Source organism: Fimbriimonadaceae bacterium (genome assembly GCA_019454125.1).
In the GTDB taxonomy this organism is placed as follows: Bacteria; Armatimonadota; Fimbriimonadia; order Fimbriimonadales; family Fimbriimonadaceae; genus JALHNM01.
The window spans coordinates 535,406-552,982 of the sequence record CP075365.1 but is presented as its reverse complement, the minus strand read 5'-3'; the positions used below and the strand labels follow the sequence as shown (position 1 = coordinate 552,982).

Below are 17,577 nucleotides of genomic sequence, written 5' to 3'. Positions count from 1 at the left end.
ATGGCACTGCACACTCCCCACGAGCACCACATCACGCCGATCCCGGTCTTGATGAAGACCTTCGGGATGCTGACGGTCCTTATGGCCCTCACGATCCTGGCCGCGAGGCTGCCATTGGACGTGCCTGCGTTCGCCCCGTTCCAGCACTATTGGTTCCTCATGAACTTCATCGCCCTCGCCATTGCGGTGACGAAGGCGTCCTACGTGGTCATGGTGTTCATGGGGGTGAAGTACACGACCAACCTCGTGAGAATCTACGCCTTCGGCGGGTTCATTTGGTTCTTCCTCCTCTTCTTCATGTTCGGGGACTACACCTCCCGCCCCTGGGAGCCGGTTCCGGGCTGGGAGGCTGTGCCCGAGAGCGGGTTGCCGCGTGACCGGGCCGAAGTCGTCCCCCAGCCGGCCGAACACCTGCCTGCCCAAGGCGCTACCGCACCCGAGGGTGCGGGACACGGCGGCGGCCACTAGCCCTAGCCCTGGCCCGAGAGACGCCGGAGCTCGGAATCGATCCAAGCGACGATTTCGTCGGCTCCGGCATCATCGGCAAACCGCTGGACGCGCCCCCAGCGGGCCACGATCGGCCGCCCCGACCATTGCGGCGTCTCCTTGGGATTCGGCATCACGCCGTTCGTTCCCCTCAGCCCGACGCAGACCACCGGCACCCGGGCCTTCCGGACGATGAGCGCCACCCCCGGCAGAACGTCCAGCAGGCGGCCATCCGGGCTCAGTCGCCCCTCGGGGAAGAGCCCGACCGCGTGCCCCGCCCGTAGAAGCTCCAGAGCCGTCTTGATCGCGCCCTTGTCGGCCGAGCCCTGGGTCACGGGAAAGGCGCGCCACCATCGCATAAAACCGCCGATCCCCATGTCAAAAAGCTGCCGCCGGGCCATGAAGTTCAGCAGCCGCGGGCAGGCGTACTGCACGATCACGGGGTCGGTGTTCGAAAGGTGGTTGGTGACGACCAGGAGCCCGCCCCGCCGGGGCACGCGCCACCAACCGCGCACCCAGATCGGAGCCCCAAAGCAGAGGAACAGGAGAAAGGCCACGACCTGCAGGAACGGGCGGGCGAGCCGCGCCGTCCAGGGATGGCGCAGTTGGTCGGTCCCCACGCTCATGGCACACGCGCGGCCCGCTCGACCAAAAGGGCGAGCGCCTCGGGATAAGCCTCGTGCTCTAGCGCAAGTACCCGTGCCGCCAGCGTCTCAGGCGTGTCGGCCGCCAAGACGGGGCAGCGCTTTTGCAGCACCACTTCGCCCTCGTCGTAGACTTCCGTCACGAGATGGACTGTGCAACCGGACTCAGTCTCACCAGCCGCTAACACGGCCTTGTGGACGTGCACTCCGTACATGCCTTTGCCTCCAAACTTAGGCAGAAGAGCAGGGTGAATGTTGAGAAGGCGCCCAGAAAGCGCGTGCACGACCTCGGGCGGCAATAACTGGAGGTATCCGGCTAAACAAAGCCACTCGACCTCGAATTTGTACAGGTTTTCTAGAATAAAAGTGGAGACATCTTCTTTAGGAAGGATCCGGACGGGAACCCCGAGTTCGAACGCCGCGTCGACCGCCGGCGTCCCCTCGGCAGGAGAGAGCACGAGGACGACTTCTGCAGGCATCAGGCCTTCGCGCCCGGCCCGCACCAGATTCGCCATATTGCTGCCCCGGCCCTTGCCCCCGACCAACACCGCGACTCGAGCGCGCATCGCCCAGATTCTAGCCCGCAGAGTCGTCCGGACCAGTCGTGCTCCCGGAAGGTCGTTTACCTAAGTTGGGCCGGCCCTCATGGAAGAAATCGAGCTTACTGCGCCTGAAAAGCCTGGCGCGTACGAGTATATCGAGGCTGGGGTTGTGCTAGGAGCGGGCCTCGTGCTCGGCCTAATCCTTTGGAGGCTTGTGTCATGGCTCCTGACGCGGCCGGGCGTGAAGGAGCGAAATTGGGCGCGGGCCTCCCGCAAGCCGCTCGCCTCCTTGCTCTTCTGGGCGGTCGTCATCAAGGCGCTCTCGCTGGGCGCAAGCCGCCTCTCCTTCTTACAAGAAAACCCGGTCTACGTCGTCTGGATCACCCGCCTCCTCTCCGTCACCTGGCTTGTCGTGGCGGTGGTCGCCGCTATCCGCTTCATCGAAGCCATGTTGCGCAGCGAGGCAGGCACTGGCGACACCAGCCATCTGCACCGCCGAAACCTCTTGAAAAAGCTAGGGGTCGGCGGAGTGGCCGTCTTCGGCGCCCTCTTTGGTCTGCGTATTTTGGGGATCGATACGGCGCCTCTCCTCGCAGGCGGCGCGATCGGAGGCGTCATCATCGGCCTCGCGCTTCAGGAGAGCTTGGCGAACGTCTTTGCCGGGATCCTCTTCTCGCTGGACGGTGCCGTCAGGGTAGGCGACCTCGTCCGCTTCACGGACGGCACAGAAGGTTACGTGAGGAGCATCGGCTGGCGCTCGACCCTCATCCGTCGGCTGGACAACTCCCTCCTCGTCGTCCCCAACGCGCAAATGTCAAAGGAAAAGCTCTTGAACCTTAACCGACCTTTACCTCCGATCGTCGTGAATCTTGTCGTCGGAGTGGGCTATGGATCAAGCCTGCAGGAGGTGGAGGACCTCTGCGTCGGCATCGCTCGCGAGGTCCAGGAGCGCCACGCACAGGGCGAAAAGCTGAACGATCCGTTCGCCCTGTGGCAGGAGTTTGACGACAGTTGTATAAATGTCAAAGTCTTCATCTCCGTCCCTTCGGCAGAGCGGCAGTACCGGGCGAAATCGGACCTTCTTAAGTCCATCCACCAGGCCTTCAGAGAGAACGGTATCGTGATCCCCTACCCGACCCGGACCCTGGACGCACCTCGACTTATCGAAGCCCTGGATCCCGAAACCCAGCCCGGTGCCGCCGCATCCAAGTGAAGGGACGTGGGTCGGAGGACCGCAGGGTGAACTGAGAATCTTTCAAGCTAGGAGCTTATGGCCAGGAAAACTTCCAACGACGAGAACGAAGAAGGCTACGGTTCAGAGTCGACGGGCCGTCCGATTTGGACGGGCAGCATCTCGTTCGGCCTGGTCAATGTCCCGGTCTCGCTTTACAGCTTAGAGCAGCGAGACGAGATCCACTTTAAGCTCTTGGACAGCCGCAACAATGCAGGCGTCAAGTACCAGCGCGTCAACCAAGTCACGGGGGAAGAAGTGCCCTGGGACCAAATCGTCCGCGCCTATGAGTATAGCGACGAAAACTTGATCGTTATCAGCAACGAGGAACTAAAAGGTTTGCAGGTCGAGTCGCTTAAGCAGATTGAAGTCCAGGCCTTCGTGAACCGTGACCAAGTGGATGAGATGTTCTACGAAAAGCCGTATATCCTGGTCCCAAAGAAGAAGACGGAGAAAGGTTACGTCCTCTTGCGCGAGGTCATGGAAAGGACGGGGCGGATCGGCATCGCAAAGGTGGCCATCCGAACTCGGGAATACCTCGCCGCGCTCCTTCCGCGCGGCCCTGGCCTGGTCGTCATGCTTATGCGCTACGCGTCAGAAATGCGCAGCCTTAAGAACTACAACCTCCCCGACCAAGAACCTGAGGCTTACAACATTTCCGAACGCGAAATGCTGCTTGCGGAACAACTGGTCGAGGCGATGGTCGTTGACTGGAGCCCGGGCCAGTATAAGGATCAATATCGCGAGGCCTTAATGAACTGGGTCGATGAAAAAGTTAAGTCCGGAGGCTTGACCCCGAAAGTCTCGGCGGACGAAGCCACCGCGCTGCCCGAAGCGGCAAACGTCATCGATCTCGCCTCGCTCCTCACGGAAAGCGTCAAGAGCAAGGAAGCGTCCGGTGACTAAGGCAGGTTTGCTGGCCAGGGCCGGCGGCACTTTTCGTAGTCGGCCCATGGGTCGTCGGCCTCTTCCACCCTTCGCACCGCCTCGCTAGGCGTGATCGCGCCAGGCCCAAGCACGCCCAACTCGTCCCAATCCACCGGGAGGGCCACGGGCAGGTTCGGCCGGGCGCGAAGGCTGTAAGGGGCCACCGCCGTCGCACCCCGGCCGTTCCGCAGATAGTCGATGAGGATCCGGCCCTGCCTGGCCGCTTTCGAAAGTTTTGCCAGGTACCGCTTTGGATCGCGAGCGGAAAGGTTCTTGGCGAAGTTTTCGCAGAACGCTTTCGCCTCGGGCCACTCCAGGCTCGGATCGACAGGGACGACAAGGTGGATGCCCTTTCCGCCTGTGACTTTCGTGAGCGGTTCAAACCCGAGGGCTTGCAACGCACCGCGAACGTGGTGGGCGGCCTCGACCACGCGCCGCCACTCGACGTCGTCACCCGGGTCGAGGTCGAAGACGAGCACGTCCGGACGCTCCAGGTCGTCGGCCTGCGAACCCCACGAGTGGAACTCCAAGACGCCCATCTGCACCAGCGCTAAGAGCCCTTCTGCGGAGTCCACATAGACATAGGGCTCCTCCTTCTCATCGGACTCCTTGACGGTCACGCTATGGACCGAGTCCGGTAGGCCGGCCATCCGGTGCTTCTGGAAGAACGTGGCCTCGGTGATCCCTTCCGGCGCGCGGACCATCGAGATCGGGCGGTTCCCCACGAAGCGAAGCATCTGCTTTGCGACCGCCTGGTAATAGGCCGCGACCTCGCCCTTCGTGTGGCCGCTGGAGGGATCAATAATCCGATCGGGGTTTGAGATCTTCACTATTGGGTTTGACGGCAGCTGTAGCCGGTGGGTCTGGGATCGTTCGATCCCGACCAACTTCGCCTGGCGCAGGAGCCCCTCGCCGGACCAGTCCAAAAACTGGACCTGGGCGAGGTGGGTGGTCTCGACCCAAACCGCGTCCTTGGACTCCATCGACCCGGGCTCGGGGTCGAAAGGGGGCCGCTCGCGCCGCCGGAATTCCTTGAACAGCTTGCGCCGCAGCGCCTCTGAGAAGCCGGAGCCCACCTTCCCCAGGTACTGCAAGCGGCCGTCGGCGCCACGCGTCCCGACCAGGATGCTGCCCACCATATCGGTCGAGTTCGCCATCAGCATGAAGCCGCCGACCCAAACCTCGATCTTCTTCTCGCAACGGACCTTCACCCATTCGGGGCTCCGCACCGAGCGATAGGCGCTCTCGCCCTTTTTGCTGATAATGCCTTCAAGGCCGATCTCGCAGGCCCGGCTGAAGAGGGGCCTCCCATCTCCGGCGTGGTGGGCGGAATAGCGAAGCTTCGGGTCTTGGTTGACGGCAAGCCACTCTTGGAGCAAGGCCTTGCGTTCGACAAGCGGCTTTTGGCGGATGTCCACGCCCTGGGCGAACGGCAGGTCGAAGGCGATGAAGCAGGCCGGGTCCGTCTTCTTTTCTGCGAGGGCCCGCTGGAGCAAGGGAAAGCGGCTCACGCCCTTCTCGTCGAAGACCACGACCTCGCCGTCGATGATCGAATCCGGCGGGAGCACCCGGGCCATCAAGTTCGCGAGCTTGGAAAAATAGATGGGGAGGCCGTTGCGCGTCTTGAATTCGACGCCCCATTCCTTCACAAAGGCGAGCACGCGGTAGCCGTCCCACTTGATCTCGTGGACCCAGCCCTCGGCGCTAGGCACCTGGTCGACGCGGGTGCAAAGCATCGGTTCGAGCTCGTCCGGTATGCGCTGCTTCGGGCCGGTCAGGACGGGGCTCGGCGGTGGGGGCTCGACGGGCTTGGGCTTCGGCGTCTCCTTATGAGACTTCGTTTTCATCTTCATCCAAAGCCACTCGTCCTTTTCCTTGTCGGTGAGCACCAGGACGAAGTCGCCCTTCATCCGTTCGCCTTCGATGACGAACTCGAGCTTGCCGGCGCGGAGCTGGGTCTCGACTTCGTCCTCGCCGATCGGCCGCCAAGTGCCCATGTCCCAGCGGTGGACGTGGCCCGCGCCATAGTTGCCCTTCGGGATTTCTCCGACGAAGGTCGCGTACTCCAGCGGGTGGTCCTCCACCTTCACCGCGAGACGGCGGAGGCCGTGGCGCTCCGGCGGCCCTTTCGGCACCGCCCAACTCAGCAGCACCCCCTTGTACTCAAGCCGCAAATCCCAGTGCAGCCGCCGGGCATGGTGCTCTTGCACGACGTAGAGGTTGCCCTGGCCCTGGGCCACCGTGCCCGCGGGCTCCGACGTCACGTCGAAGCTGCGTTTTTGACGGTATTCGGTTAGCGGGTCGCCGGGCTCTCGCTCCTGGTCGGTGTGGTCGGCCACAGTAAGGAATTACGATACTCGCAACAAGGGGGCCTTGCGGCAGCAAGGGGTCGGTATAGTCGCCGTTGGTGGTGACCGGTCTGCACACAATGATTTACTCGGACGACCCCGTCGCGACGCGCGCCTTCCTGCGCGACGTGCTCGGCTGGCCCTACGTCGAGGACAAGGGGTCCGAGCCTGGCTGGCTCATCTTCAAGAGCGGCCCAAGCGAAATGGGGGTGCACCCGACCAGGAGCGAGTGGAAGGGAGAGGTCTACACCTCCCCGAGGCACCACTCGATCGTCCTGATGTGCGACGACATCAGCATGACGGTCGACGAACTCAGCGCCAAGGGCGCGGAGTTCAGGGGACCAGTGGAAGACCACGGGTACGGCCTTGTCGCGATGATGGCGGTTCCAGGCGCAGACGACATCCAGCTTTACGAGCCGCGCCACCCCTTGGCCTACAACCTGGAATAGCGCTTACTCCTTCGCGACCCATTTGCCGTCGCGCTTCTCGTACTTCTTTTCCACGGCCGACCAGGCGACCTTGTGCGCCACTGCCTCGTGAGAATCGTCCCCGCGGCGTTTGTCAGGGTCGGCATATTCGTCCCAAGCGCTGTTGAACGCTTCTTTGTAAATCTCCTGCGCATGGCGTGGCAGGTTGTCTTGGACGCCGTCAGGAAGGTCTTTGATGCTGTCGTAGGGCATGGTCCACTCCTAAAGAGAGTGAACGACAGGGATGGCGGGAGCGTGTGGGAGTCGAACCCACCCGGCGCCCAAAGACGCCACAACGGTTTTGAAGACCGCGGGGCACACCGGCACCCATGCGCTCCCCCGCCGGGCTCACTGGTGTACCCGGTCCCCGCTCTAGGCCGCGATACGCAGGTTGGCCGGCCCGCTTCCCAGGTCGAACTGCTCGACCGTGCTTCTCAGGTTCTCAGCAAGGTCGTTGAGGTCTTGGGAGGATGCGGCGACCTCTTGGGTGGAAGCGGTGATCTGCTCGGTCGAGGCGGCCGTCTGCTCCATGACCCGGGCGACATTGCCGATCGTCTCGTCGATGCCGTCCGCCTTGTTCGCCATGGCCTGGGCGGATTTCGCGCCACGTTCGGCGAGGGTCCGAACGGAGTCAGCCTCGGACTGGTTCGCGGCAGCGCTCGTCGTGGCGACTTTGGCCTGCTCGAGCACAGACTGTGACGCTCCCAAGATCGAGCCGAGGGCACTGCCCGTGGACCGGGAGCGCTCCGCTCCTTGCTTCACCTCTTCACTCGTGGCGTCGATCGCGGCGACGGCCTGTCCGACGGTGCCGCGGACTTTCCCGATGAGCTCGCCGATGTCCTTGGTGGCGATTGCCGACTGTTCGGCAAGCTTGCGGACTTCGTCCGCGACGACGGCAAAGCCCCGCCCGTGCTCCCCGGCACGGGCCGCCTCGATGGCCGCGTTCAGAGCGAGCAGGTTTGTCTGCTCGGCCAAACCTCCGATCGTGCTGACGATCTCGCCGATCTCTTGGCCCATGGAATCCAGCATCCGGACGAGTTCCACCGCCCTCTGGTTCTGGCCCGAGATGCGGCCCATCGCGTCGATCGTCTCGTCCACTGCGCGGGCCCCGGTATTGGCTGCCGTGGCCGTCTCCGAGGCGGACGACTCAATCTCGCCCAGGGCGGCCAAGGTCTTGGAGATCGAGCTCGTGACCGAGGCGAGAGCCTCGGTCTGGCTGCGGGCGAGCTCGCCGACAGCTTCGATATCGCCCCGGAATGCGCCCATGTCGACGCGGGCGCCGTCGGTTTGCTGGGCCAGGCGGTTGCAGTCGTTCGCAGTGCTCTCGACGCTCGCACTGGTCTCGGACGCGGCGGCGGCGAGGGTCTGGCTGCTGGCTTGGAGCCGGCCGGAGACCGTCGCGATCTGCTCGATGATGCTGCGGAGCGACTCCTGGCTGGCCCGGAGCGCCCGAGCCGTCTCCTCAACCTCGTCCGCAGTACGGTCAAAGGTCTGGCCGAGCATGCCCATCTCGCCCTGGGAGACGATCGCGGCTCGGGTAGGGCTGGTCTGCACGGGAACGGTGAGCCGTCCTTGGGCGAGGCCCTGGATGGCCTCGCGGATGCTGCGGATGCCATAGGCCTGCAGATCTTGGGCGGCGGCCAAGATCCGCTCCACATCGCTGGAGAGTTTGCGACCCAGCGCGATTGTGACGGCAAAACTGAAGATGGAGCAGACGATCCAGACGATGGCCATCACGGCTTGGGCCGAGCTGGCGACTCGGGGCCCGGCCGCGGCTGCTTCCTCATAGTCCGCACTGATCTTATCGCTGACGGATTCGAGCTTCTCCTCCAGGGCGTCGAACTTGGCCTGGAAGCCGGGCAGCCTGGCCTGGGCCGCCTTATAGTCGTCGTAGGCGAGCGGAACCAGCAGCTTTGCCTCTTTGATATAGGCTTGCAGCGCAGGTTGCGCCTCGGCGAGGGCCGCCTCGGACGCGGCGGGCAAATCGAGCTTGTCGGCGTCCTCGATGCTCTTCAAGAACCAGTCCGCGTGCTCCGTCACGCTCTTAACGCTCGCCGCCTTCTCCCCGAGCCCGCCTTGGCTGGCGTGGTAGAGCGCTTGCATGACGTCCGTGTTGAGGGCGTCGTGCATCATGTCGCCTTCCAGGTTCGCCCGTAGAGCTTTGGACTGGGTTTCAAGCCCGCGGATCGCTTGGAGCATATCGGCAAGGCCCTTGGCACCGAAGCCGGCGACCGCCAGAGTGGCAAAGACGGCCAGACCGGCCAAGAAAAGAATGCGCTTTCGGAGTGACATGTTCAGCCTTACGGTTCCCTGGATGCGGGCCCGTTTTTTTTATCGGCACTTTAAGGAGTCGGACACAATGGCACGGCTCTTGCCGTAATTCCGGGATGTGCTGCCAATCTCCTTGTTGATCGCGATGCACCCCGCCTGCGCCCAGACTGAATACCGGATCGAGCAGGTGACTGAGCACAGGGTCAACGCCGCCCGGCTCGGCTTTAGAGTGACGACGGAGATGCGGGGCGAAGGGCCGAACGGCCCCGTCAAGATCGTCGTGCGGGGCGCCTACCACACCCGCTTTGCGAAGGCGCCGAAGCTGCCCAAGCCCGGCGACCGCATCCAGCTGAAGGGCATGCCCAAGAACGGCGTCCTCTACGTGGGCTTGGACGACGTCCGCGACTAGAAGCGGACGTTGTAGCCGACCATGGCTGTGTGCCGAAGACCGTCGCTCTTCTCGATCGGCAAGCCGAAGCCGACCATCCAGTTGAGGCCGTCGACGCCGGGGACACCTCCGGCGACCCCCACCCAGGTGCCACTGCCCGGGCCCCTTGTGAAGTCCGCCATCAGCGTCACGTTGCTGTTGAGCGGGGTATCGATGCCGAGCATCAGTCGGTTCCGGTCGTCTTGGAACCACCCCGCGTGAAGCCGAAACTGGGCGAAATCTTTGCGGACGGCCAGGTACTGGTCGTAGCTCTCGCCGCTCCAGTTCATCCAACCATAACTCACGGCCAAGTCGCCCGTCTTGGGGGTCTCGTAGAGCAAGACCTTCGCGTTCGCAACCGACGTGCCCTCGAAGTCGTTGTCGTAGCCGATTTCGAGCCGGTCGAAGAGGCCGAGCTCCGCGCCGTTCGAATGGGAGGTCTTCGGGTCGACGTTCTTCTCGTTCCCGGAGACCTGATAAGCGAGCGCCAATTCGCGGTGGCGCAGGATGTCGGCGATCGGGATCGTCACCAGGCCGGTCGGTCCGGCATAGGCCGTCCCGGCCAAGCAGGCCAATGACGCCAAGGCGAAAGTATGAGTGTGCGCACGCATGTGGGCCTCCAGTCCAGAAGCCTCGTGCCACTAATCGATTAGCCAGCCATAGGGATTTCTACGGAGTTCCCAGGACGTGTGAATCTTTTTAAAGAAAGACCACCTTTAGAAAGGTGATGGACATCAAGCTGGATTGGAAGGGCGATCTTCGGTTCGAGGCCCACGTTCCTACGGGCAACCACATTCTTTTCGACACCTATCCCGATGAGGGCGTAGCCAGCCACGGCCCGACCCCGATGGAGACCGTCCTGGCCTCGGTCGCGGCCTGCACGGGTATGGACGTGATCTCGATCCTAATGAAGAAGCGCCAGTCCGTCACCGGCTACCGCTTGGAGATCCACGGCGAAAGGACCGCAGAAGGCGAGTACCCCCGCCCCTTCACAAAGATGACCGTCCGCCACATCATCGAAGGCGAGGACATCGATCCCGGCGCCGTCCAGCGTGCCATCGAACTCAGCGAGGAGAAGTACTGCTCGGTCGCGGCCACCCTGCGCAGGGCGACAGAGATCCACTCGGAGTGGGAAGTGGCCGGTAAGCCACTTCCCGCCTAAGGGCGCCTTACGGGCGCGTTCCGAAGAGGTCGAGGCCGAAGCGCTCGAGGATGAAGACGGCGTTCGAAAGAGCGCTTAGGAGCTCGAAGTTCGGGTTGCCGTTGTTCGGGACATAGACGATGTCTCCCGGCTGGAGAACGACGTCCTGGTTCACGTCGCCCTTTCGGACGAAGGCGACGAGGTTGCAGTTGATGCGGATGAACTCGTTCGTGGTACCCGGCTTGCGGCGCAGGATCATGGTGCCGCTGAGCTTGCTGCGGTTCGGGATCTCGCCATTGGCCAGGATGATGGCGCGCATCACGGTCATCCCCTCGATGTAGGCGACGGGCCCGGGGGTCCGCACCTCGCCGAACATCCCGATGAAGGAGTTCTCCTGGAGGGGGACGTAGATCTCGTCACCGTCGTCGACCACATAGTTCTGGGCGGAACTGCCCTCGAAGAGGAGCGAGCGGAGGTCGAGCGGCACCCACTCGGTCCAGTTCTTTTTGCGATACCGCGCGCGTCGAAGGTCGGCCGTGTTGGGGATCGCCCCGGCCTGGGTCAAGACTTGCAGGACGCGGTCGCCCGGTCGAACCTGGTACATGTTCGGCCGCTCGACGGCACCGCTGATCGCGACCAAGACGGGTCGGACCCGCAACAGCACGACCGAGACGATCGGGTTGCGCAACCTCAACTTGGCTTCGTAAAGGTCGTGAAGGTCTTGCTCGAGCTCGACCGTGGTCTTCCCTTCAGCCCGCAGCGGGCCCACGAACGGGGCCGTGATGTTGCCGTCCGGCGTCACCGAGACTTCGGCGAGGATCTGGTTCTCGTCGAAGACCTGGATGCGCAGGACGTCCTCGATCCGCAAGCGGTAGGTGCCAGATTGGGTCTGGGCCTGCGTCGCGACGGACAAGAGCACGAACAGCAGGGTCGTGACCAAAACAACGACTTTTCTCATAACGCATCCATGCGAGGAAGACTCCTCCTTTTCTCAGTATACACCTAGGCAAAAAAGGGCATTTCTAGAGCCCCCTTCTTCGGCCCTCGACAACGACGGTGAACTCCCCCTTCCGAAGAACCTCGCCCTCTTGAGGCAATTCTGGTAGTTTGCCGCGCCAAATCTGTTGGTGAAGTTTCGTCAATTCGCGGCAAAGCGCGTAGCGCCGAAGTCCCAGGACTTCCGGCATTACCGAGAGCACTTTGTCGATCCGGTTTGGGGATTCGAAGAGCACAAGGGTCAGGGTGGACTCTGCAAAGGGCGCCAGCGACTCCTTGAGCGGGCCCGGCTTCCGCGGCAAGAAGCCGAGGAACGCGAACCGTTGGGCGAAGAAGCCGGAGAGGGCCAAGGCGGTCGTCACCGCGCTCGGACCGGGGATGGCGTCCACTTCGACCCCGCGGGCGTGGCACATGTCGACGAGCTCCGCACCAGGGTCGCTGATCACGGGGCAACCTGCGTCCGTCACGACGGCTGCGCGAGCGCCGCCTTCCAAGAGTCCGGCGTACTCCTCCAGCCGCCTCTCAGAGGTGTGGTCGTTCAGAAGCCGCATCGGACAGGAGATCCCAAGCGCCGACTGGAGACGGCCAGCCACCCGGGTGTCCTCGACAAGCCAGACCTCGGCGCCGGCGAGCTCCTCTCGCGCGCGGGCTGACACGTCACCCAGGTTCCCGATCGGGCTCGCGACCAAGACCAGCCGCCCGGCCACGGTTTAGCCTCCCGGTTTCGGGGTCGGTTCCTGGGGCGTCTTGTCGTCGCCCTCTTCAAGCTTCTTAAGCTCTTCGTCGAGCTTCTTCTGCTCTGCAGCCGCCTCTTTAGCGGCGTTCTGCTCTTCCGCCTTGTCCTTTTCCCACCGAGTGATCTCAGCCTGGACCTTGTCGAGCATGTCCTTAGGGTACTTCTCGATCCCGCGCGCGGCGGCGAGCTGCTTCTTCAGGCTCTCGTGCAGGGCTTGGCCCTCGGGGTCCGTCGAGGTGTTGACCTGGGCTGCCAGGACAAGCTGCTCAGCGGCAGAGTCGTAGTCCTCTTCGGTGATGTAGAGCTCACTTAGCTCCAGCCGGATCTGGGGACTCTCCGTGTCTTCCAGCAACGAGGTCAATGTGGCGATCTTATCGGGACGCGCCTCTTCTTGCTCCTTGGGGCTGAGCTTCGGATAATAGGAACTCAAAGCCACGTAACGTGCGAGCGTCACGAGCTTCTGGCCGAACGGGTCTTCTGAGGTCAGCCCTTCGGTCTGCTTCACAAACTCTTTGAGTTTTTCGTCGCTCGGGCCCTGCGGGGTTCGGAAGCCCTTGTAGAGGTCGTAGACGAGGCGATAACCGTCGGACTTCCACACAATATCTTTCTCAAGGGCCTCGACGTCGGCGGTGCGCTTTTCGATCGCATGTCGCCGCTTAAAGCTGTCGAGTAGTTGGATCTTGTTCTTTTCAAAGTCGGCAGGAAGGTTCGCCTTGACTTGGACAAGCGCATAGATCGATACGGTCTGCGATTCCTCAATGACTTCCGTGTACTGCCCCGGCTTAAGCTCTGTGATCGGCTTAAGCTCGTCCACGGACTCGACATATGTCCGCGGGTAAGTCAGCGTCGCGGGAGCAGTGGTCGCCTTGTTGTACTTCTTCTTGACCTCGCCAAAGTTGGCGCCTTTCTTCAGCTCGTCCAGAGCCTTGTCCGCTTGGGCAAGCGCGTCCTCTTGCTTGACTCCCGGCCCCGAAAAGACGATCCGCGTCAGTTCGAACTGGTCGAAGGACTTCTTGAGTTCCGCCTCGGTCGCGGTCGCTGTCCTTTCGTAGGCTTGGCCCACTACGATCCCCAAGAGGTCGCCCTTGATAAGCGGCCCTCGCTCGGGATCGTCCAGCTCCTTCTTTTGCGCGTCCAACCAAGTCTTCTTCAGTTCGGAAATGTCGCGACCCGACTCCTTCTTGATGACTTCCTTGAACTTCTCGTCCGTGTCTTCGAACTTGAGCTTGCCCGCCTGGATGAGCGCGAACTTCTGCTGTTCCAGCTGCCGGTTCCAGACCTCCTCAAAAGCGGCGTCTTGCGTGGTCGCATCGAGCTGGACGTTGACGCGCTTCGCCAGGATCCGGTCGATGGCGCGGTTCACCGAGAAATCTAGGGCGCCCGCCATCGTGTAGAAATCGGCCGTCGGGTTTGTGGACCCCCTTTGCTGGAGCACCGCATAAGTGGCCGAGACTTCAGCCGCGGTCACTTTCTCGCCGGAGACCTCGGCGACGGTCGGAGAGTCCGCCGGATGTCCGGGCCCGTTGCCCTGGCCAAGGAAGCCCTGGCAACTGGAAGGCACGATCAAAGCGCCGGCCAAGGCGATTCCGACAATGGCAAGGATGACTTGGCAACCTTTTTTCTCGAATGCGGAGCGGATCTTGGATATGGACACTCGGCTAGGCTCCTGAACTGGGCAGAACGACTAGTGTGGCACGTCGGGCTTTTTGAATCTGAGGACCCGAAGGGCTTGACAAGTAGACATGAGTAGGCTAAACTTAGGGCACTCATGGGTAGACGGACACGTGTTGGGAGGACGCTTTGGCCAAAGGACTGACGAAGCGACAGGAGGCGATCCTGCAATTCGTCCTCGACTATGTCCAGGACGAGGGCTATCCGCCATCGATCCGCGAAATCGGCCAGAAGTTCGGCATCGGTTCGTTGCGCGGGGTCACCGTGCACCTCGACGCGCTTGAGCGCAAGGGCTTCATCGAGCGGTCGAACACGCCGCGCTCCATCAAGATCACGCACCCGCAGTACCAGACCGGTGCGAAGGTTTCGATGCTGCCCCTGCTCGGAAGCATCGCCGCCGGCGCGCCGATCCTGGCGCAGGAGCACGTCGAGGGCTTGATCCCGGTGCCGAGCGAAATGGTGCGGAACATCCAGGGCGCCTTCCTACTGCGCGTCAAGGGCGACTCGATGAGCGGAGAAGGCATCAACCCCCGGGACCTGGTCGTTGTCCGGCCCCAGCAGACCGCGAACCACGGCGACCTCGTCGCGGTCCTCCTGGGTGAGGAGGCGACGGTCAAGCGGCTGCACGTGAACGGCAAAGGGGTGCGGCTCATGCCCAGCAACCCCGCTTATGACCCGATCGAGGTCCAACGCGAGGACGCGCGCATCATAGGCCGGATCGTGGGCCTCATGCGCGACTACGAAGGCATGGCTTTCTAGGGCCCGCCCAGGTACTCGAGCCGACGCACGAGCCGCCCGTCACGACGCTGTTCTTGGCGGGCGATCCCGATGCCTTCGACAAACCAACTGGTCAGCTCCATCTCGTGCCCGTCCGACTTCAGCCGGAGAGTCCCCGTGCGCGCAGGCACGGAGCGGCCGGAGAACCGCACGTCGCCCTTGCCCATGATGAGCTCGGCCGTCCCAGGTTTCGTGACGCCGGTGACCTCGACCTGCCCATCCCAAGTCGTCCTTTCAGACTCGGCGAAGATCGGGACCGGGGGCACGAAGACCGTGCCGCCAAGCTCACCGGCGACGAGCCTGGAGCCCTTCCAGGCCAGGCGGGACTCGCCCGTTTCCCCCGATAGGAGCCACCCCTGGGCCGTTCCGACCCGAACGGGCCGTTGCACCCGAACGTCCGTCACGATCGTGTCGAAATCACGGAAGACGGTGTAGCTCCACCGGTTTCCCGACTCCAGCGGAAAGAACCGTTCGTCACCCGGAGCACAACCAGCGGCCAAGGCAAGGAGAGGCAAGGCAAGCGACAGCCGCCTCAAACCGCCTCCAGCTTCGCAAGGCTCTGGACCATCTTCTTCACGCCGACCGCGCCGGGGAACGCCACCGTCACTTCGGCGTCGTTCTTCAGCGGCCCGCAGGCGACCACCACGCCGATTCCGAACTTGCGGTGCTGGACCCGTTGCCCCACTGTAAACGGCGGCTGCCAGACCGGTGTCTCCCGCGGTTTCGATTCGACCACCGCGTATTGCCCGGTGCGGTCCGGGCGCACGACCCGCGCAGGCGCCATCACCGGCCGCGAACCGAAAAGCGTCTCCAGCGACTCGGGCGGAAGGTCGTCGAGGAAGCGCGACCGGCGGTTGAAGGACGGCTGGCCGAAGAGCGCGCGCCGGGTGGCGTGGGTCAGGTGCAGCTCCTGGCGCGCCCGGGTCATCCCGACGTAGGCCAGGCGGCGCTCCTCTTGGAGCTCGGTCTCGTTGCCGAGCGATCGGGAATGCGGGAAGACTCCCTCCTCGAGCCCGATCAAAAAGACGACGGGGAACTCCAGCCCCTTGGAGGAGTGGAGGGTCATGAGGGTCACCGCCTCCCCGCCTTCGTTCAGCGCGTCGACGTCGGCCACCAGGGCCACCTGCTCGAGGAAGCCGCCGAGCGAGGGCTCCTCGGTCGTCGCGTCATATTCGCTCGTCACGTTCACGAGTTCTTGCAGGTTCTCCAGGCGACTCACGCCCTCGTCAGAACCGTCGCGGCGCAAGTCGTCCAGGTAGCCGGACTTGTCCATAAGGTGCTTGAGCACCGGGGTCACCGTGCCCCTCTGGGCGAGCTCCGCCCCGTCCTCGATGAGGCCGACGAAGAGCCGCACCCCAGAGAGCGCCTTCTTGCTCAGTTCCTGTTGCAGCGAAATGTCCCGCAGCGCGTCCCAGAGCGGGCGGCCCGTCTCGGCGACCCATTGGTCGAGCCGGGCAAGTGTGGTGCCACCGATCGCGCGCGCGGGGACGTTGAGGATCCGGCGGATCGAAACGTCGTCGAGCGGGTTCAGCACCACCCGGAGATAGGCGGTCAGGTCCTTGATCTCCTTGCGTTCATAGAACCGCTGGCCGCCGACGAGCACGTGGGGGACGCGCATCGTCAGGAAGGCCTCTTCTAGGACTCGCGACTGGGCGTTGGTGCGGTAGAGCACGGCGAAGTCGCCATAGCTTCGCTTGCCCATCCGCACCTCGCGGATGATGTGGTCGGCGATTTGCACGGCCTCGTCCTGCTCGGTGCCGGTCTCGCTCAGCGTGATGGGGGCGCCCGACTCGTTCTCGGTCCAGAGCCTCTTCTCCGCGCGACCGCGATTGTGGCGGATGACGTCGTGGGCCGCGTCCAGGATCCTCTTCGTCGACCGGTAGTTCTGGCTCAGCATCACGACCTTGGCGTCCGGGTGGTCTGCGCTGAAGCGCATCATCAGCGAGACGTCCGCCCCGCGCCAGGCATAGATCGACTGGTCGTCGTCCCCGACGATGGTGATGTTGCGGTGCTTCTCCGCAATGAGGTCGGCAAAGCGGTATTGGGCGAAGTTGACGTCCTGATACTCGTCCACGAGGACGTGGAGAAAGCGCTCTTGGTACTTCTCGCGCACAGACTGCGCCTGCTCCAGCAGCCTCACGGACTTCACGAGGATGTCGTCGAAGTCCACCGCGTTCGCCCGGGCGAGCGCTTTCTGATAATCCGAATAGACGTCCGCCACGATCCGGTCGAAGAAGCCGGTGGCGTGGCGTGAGTACTCCTCCGGCCCGTTAAGCCGTTCCTTCGCCTTGCTGATCTCGGCCAGGACGGCCCTTGGCTGGATCGACTTGTCCTCGATCCCGCGCACTTTGAGGATTTCGCGGACGAGGCTCATCTGGTCGCTGTCGTCATAGACCACGAAGTTCCGGTTGAGCCCCACCGCCTCCCCGTCCATGCGGAGCATCCGGGCGCAGATGGAGTGGAACGTGCCCATCCAAATGCCGCTGGACTCCTCGCCCGCCATCTCGACGATGCGCTCCTTCATCTCCCGAGCGGCTTTGTTCGTGAAGGTCACGGAGAGGATCCGCCAAGGGGCGACGCCTTCGGCGATCAGCCGGGCGATGCGGCACGTGATGACGCGCGTCTTCCCCGAGCCCGCCCCCGCGAAGACCATGAGCGGCCCGCCGGGCCACATCACCGCCTCCCGCTGCTCCGGGTTCAGCGTGGCGGGGTCGAAGGGGGCGGTCATTACGGTCATTATTTCATGTAGACGGACGACTAGCTAGGGTCGCCGAAAATTGGGGCTCTGTCCGCGCGCAATCTTTGCACATTAGCTGCGGCCCTACAATTCCCGGGGCAAGGCGGCCACCCTCAGTGTGAGGGGCCTGCAGATCGTTTTTTGGAATCAAAGCCCGGCCCACAGGATGGTTGTGC

18 protein-coding genes and 1 tRNA gene are annotated in these 17,577 nt (G+C 63.3%); 7 read left to right on the top strand and 12 right to left on the bottom strand.

The features are described from left to right. Nucleotides 1-468, top strand: coding sequence for a hypothetical protein (locus KF733_02775; protein ID QYK56408.1), 468 nt, complete (start codon nucleotides 1-3; stop codon nucleotides 466-468). Between the two features lie 2 nt (nucleotides 469-470). Here KF733_02775 and KF733_02770 read toward each other — a convergent pair whose 3' ends face one another. Beyond that, nucleotides 471-1,112, bottom strand: coding sequence for a 1-acyl-sn-glycerol-3-phosphate acyltransferase (locus tag KF733_02770; protein ID QYK56407.1), 642 nt, complete (start codon nucleotides 1,110-1,112; stop codon nucleotides 471-473). Next, on the bottom strand, nucleotides 1,109-1,696 hold the full coding sequence (locus KF733_02765) for a phosphoribosylglycinamide formyltransferase (protein ID QYK56406.1): 588 nt from the start codon (nucleotides 1,694-1,696) through the stop codon (nucleotides 1,109-1,111). The genes KF733_02770 and KF733_02765 overlap by 4 nt, the downstream gene beginning before the upstream one ends. A gap of 79 nt (nucleotides 1,697-1,775) precedes the next feature. On the opposite strand from KF733_02765, the gene KF733_02760 reads away from it, so the two are divergent. Together KF733_02760 and KF733_02755 are read left to right on the top strand one after the other, a co-directional pair. Further along, complete coding sequence (locus tag KF733_02760; protein QYK56405.1) at nucleotides 1,776-2,885, top strand: mechanosensitive ion channel family protein; 1,110 nt, start codon at nucleotides 1,776-1,778, stop codon at nucleotides 2,883-2,885. 57 nt (nucleotides 2,886-2,942) lie between these two features. After that, on the top strand, nucleotides 2,943-3,809 hold the full coding sequence (locus tag KF733_02755; protein QYK56404.1) for a Ku protein: 867 nt from the start codon (nucleotides 2,943-2,945) through the stop codon (nucleotides 3,807-3,809). Here KF733_02755 and ligD read toward each other — a convergent pair. Then, a complete protein-coding gene (gene ligD / locus KF733_02750) occupies nucleotides 3,806-6,169 on the bottom strand; it encodes a DNA ligase D (protein QYK56403.1) in 2,364 nt (787 codons plus the stop codon). The genes KF733_02755 and ligD overlap by 4 nt on opposite strands. 68 nt (nucleotides 6,170-6,237) lie before the next feature. Here ligD and KF733_02745 point away from each other — a divergent pair, with 68 nt between their 5' ends. Continuing rightward, on the top strand, nucleotides 6,238-6,627 hold the full coding sequence (locus tag KF733_02745) for a VOC family protein (GenBank protein ID QYK56402.1): 390 nt from the start codon (nucleotides 6,238-6,240) through the stop codon (nucleotides 6,625-6,627). A gap of 3 nt (nucleotides 6,628-6,630) precedes the next feature. Here KF733_02745 and KF733_02740 read toward each other — a convergent pair whose 3' ends face one another. The 3 genes from KF733_02740 to KF733_02730 form a co-directional block, all read right to left on the bottom strand. Then, nucleotides 6,631-6,858, bottom strand: coding sequence for a ChaB family protein (locus KF733_02740; protein QYK56401.1), 228 nt, complete (start codon nucleotides 6,856-6,858; stop codon nucleotides 6,631-6,633). Between the two features lie 32 nt (nucleotides 6,859-6,890). Then, nucleotides 6,891-6,984: transfer RNA gene (locus KF733_02735), tRNA-Sec, on the bottom strand. Between the two features lie 33 nt (nucleotides 6,985-7,017). After that, the gene (locus KF733_02730; GenBank protein ID QYK56400.1) at nucleotides 7,018-8,937 is read right to left on the bottom strand and encodes a hypothetical protein; all 1,920 of its coding nucleotides are present in this window, start codon (nucleotides 8,935-8,937) and stop codon (nucleotides 7,018-7,020) included. 97 nt (nucleotides 8,938-9,034) lie between these two features. On the opposite strand from KF733_02730, the gene KF733_02725 reads away from it, so the two are divergent. Further along, nucleotides 9,035-9,325 carry a hypothetical protein gene (locus tag KF733_02725; protein ID QYK56399.1) on the top strand — a complete coding sequence of 97 codons (291 nt, stop codon included), beginning with the start codon at nucleotides 9,035-9,037 and terminating at the stop codon, nucleotides 9,323-9,325. On the opposite strand, the gene KF733_02720 is transcribed toward KF733_02725, so the two are convergent. Continuing rightward, entirely contained in the window at nucleotides 9,322-9,927 is a 606-nt protein-coding gene (locus KF733_02720) for a hypothetical protein (GenBank protein QYK56398.1), read from the bottom strand. The genes KF733_02725 and KF733_02720 overlap by 4 nt on opposite strands. A 143-nt stretch (nucleotides 9,928-10,070) precedes the next feature. Here KF733_02720 and KF733_02715 point away from each other — a divergent pair, with 143 nt between their 5' ends. Further along, nucleotides 10,071-10,505 carry an OsmC family protein gene (locus KF733_02715; protein QYK56397.1) on the top strand — a complete coding sequence of 145 codons (435 nt, stop codon included), beginning with the start codon at nucleotides 10,071-10,073 and terminating at the stop codon, nucleotides 10,503-10,505. A gap of 7 nt (nucleotides 10,506-10,512) precedes the next feature. Here the strand turns inward: KF733_02715 and KF733_02710 are convergent, their stop codons facing one another. The 3 genes from KF733_02710 to KF733_02700 all read right to left on the bottom strand — a co-directional run bounded on the left by KF733_02710 (nucleotide 10,513) and on the right by KF733_02700 (nucleotide 13,870). After that, nucleotides 10,513-11,442, bottom strand: a complete 930-nt coding sequence (locus KF733_02710; GenBank protein ID QYK56396.1) for a polysaccharide biosynthesis/export family protein — start codon at nucleotides 11,440-11,442, stop codon at nucleotides 10,513-10,515. A 64-nt stretch (nucleotides 11,443-11,506) separates the two neighbouring features. Then, on the bottom strand, nucleotides 11,507-12,187 hold the full coding sequence (gene rsmI / locus KF733_02705) for a 16S rRNA (cytidine(1402)-2'-O)-methyltransferase (GenBank protein QYK56395.1): 681 nt from the start codon (nucleotides 12,185-12,187) through the stop codon (nucleotides 11,507-11,509). Between the two features lie 3 nt (nucleotides 12,188-12,190). Beyond that, complete coding sequence (locus KF733_02700; protein ID QYK56394.1) at nucleotides 12,191-13,870, bottom strand: hypothetical protein; 1,680 nt, start codon at nucleotides 13,868-13,870, stop codon at nucleotides 12,191-12,193. A gap of 146 nt (nucleotides 13,871-14,016) precedes the next feature. Between KF733_02700 and lexA the strand changes: the two genes are divergently transcribed. Beyond that, nucleotides 14,017-14,646: a transcriptional repressor LexA gene (gene lexA / locus KF733_02695; protein ID QYK56393.1), complete on the top strand. Its 630-nt coding sequence runs from the start codon at nucleotides 14,017-14,019 to the stop codon at nucleotides 14,644-14,646. Here lexA and KF733_02690 read toward each other — a convergent pair. Both KF733_02690 and KF733_02685 read right to left on the bottom strand, forming a co-directional pair. Next, complete coding sequence (locus KF733_02690; GenBank protein ID QYK56392.1) at nucleotides 14,643-15,200, bottom strand: hypothetical protein; 558 nt, start codon at nucleotides 15,198-15,200, stop codon at nucleotides 14,643-14,645. The genes lexA and KF733_02690 overlap by 4 nt on opposite strands. Continuing rightward, nucleotides 15,197-17,392, bottom strand: coding sequence for a UvrD-helicase domain-containing protein (locus tag KF733_02685; protein QYK56391.1), 2,196 nt, complete (start codon nucleotides 17,390-17,392; stop codon nucleotides 15,197-15,199). Before KF733_02685 ends, KF733_02690 begins: the two co-directional genes overlap by 4 nt. Between the last annotated feature and the right edge of the window lie 185 nt (nucleotides 17,393-17,577).

Excerpts from the sequence above, each read along its gene's own strand:
- KF733_02730 (QYK56400.1), bottom strand. The coding sequence starts at position 8,937 with ATGTCACTCCGAAAGCGCATTCTTTTCTTGGCCGGTCTGGCCGTCTTT.
- KF733_02755 (QYK56404.1), top strand. The coding sequence starts at position 2,943 with ATGGCCAGGAAAACTTCCAACGACGAGAACGAAGAAGGCTACGGTTCA.
- KF733_02740 (QYK56401.1), bottom strand. The coding sequence starts at position 6,858 with ATGCCCTACGACAGCATCAAAGACCTTCCTGACGGCGTCCAAGACAAC.
- KF733_02760 (QYK56405.1), top strand. The coding sequence starts at position 1,776 with ATGGAAGAAATCGAGCTTACTGCGCCTGAAAAGCCTGGCGCGTACGAG.
- KF733_02765 (QYK56406.1), bottom strand. The coding sequence starts at position 1,696 with ATGCGCGCTCGAGTCGCGGTGTTGGTCGGGGGCAAGGGCCGGGGCAGC.
- KF733_02685 (QYK56391.1), bottom strand. The coding sequence starts at position 17,392 with ATGACCGCCCCCTTCGACCCCGCCACGCTGAACCCGGAGCAGCGGGAG.
- KF733_02710 (QYK56396.1), bottom strand. The coding sequence starts at position 11,442 with ATGAGAAAAGTCGTTGTTTTGGTCACGACCCTGCTGTTCGTGCTCTTG.
- KF733_02715 (QYK56397.1), top strand. The coding sequence starts at position 10,071 with ATGGACATCAAGCTGGATTGGAAGGGCGATCTTCGGTTCGAGGCCCAC.
- KF733_02770 (QYK56407.1), bottom strand. The coding sequence starts at position 1,112 with ATGAGCGTGGGGACCGACCAACTGCGCCATCCCTGGACGGCGCGGCTC.
- KF733_02775 (QYK56408.1), top strand. The coding sequence starts at position 1 with ATGGCACTGCACACTCCCCACGAGCACCACATCACGCCGATCCCGGTC.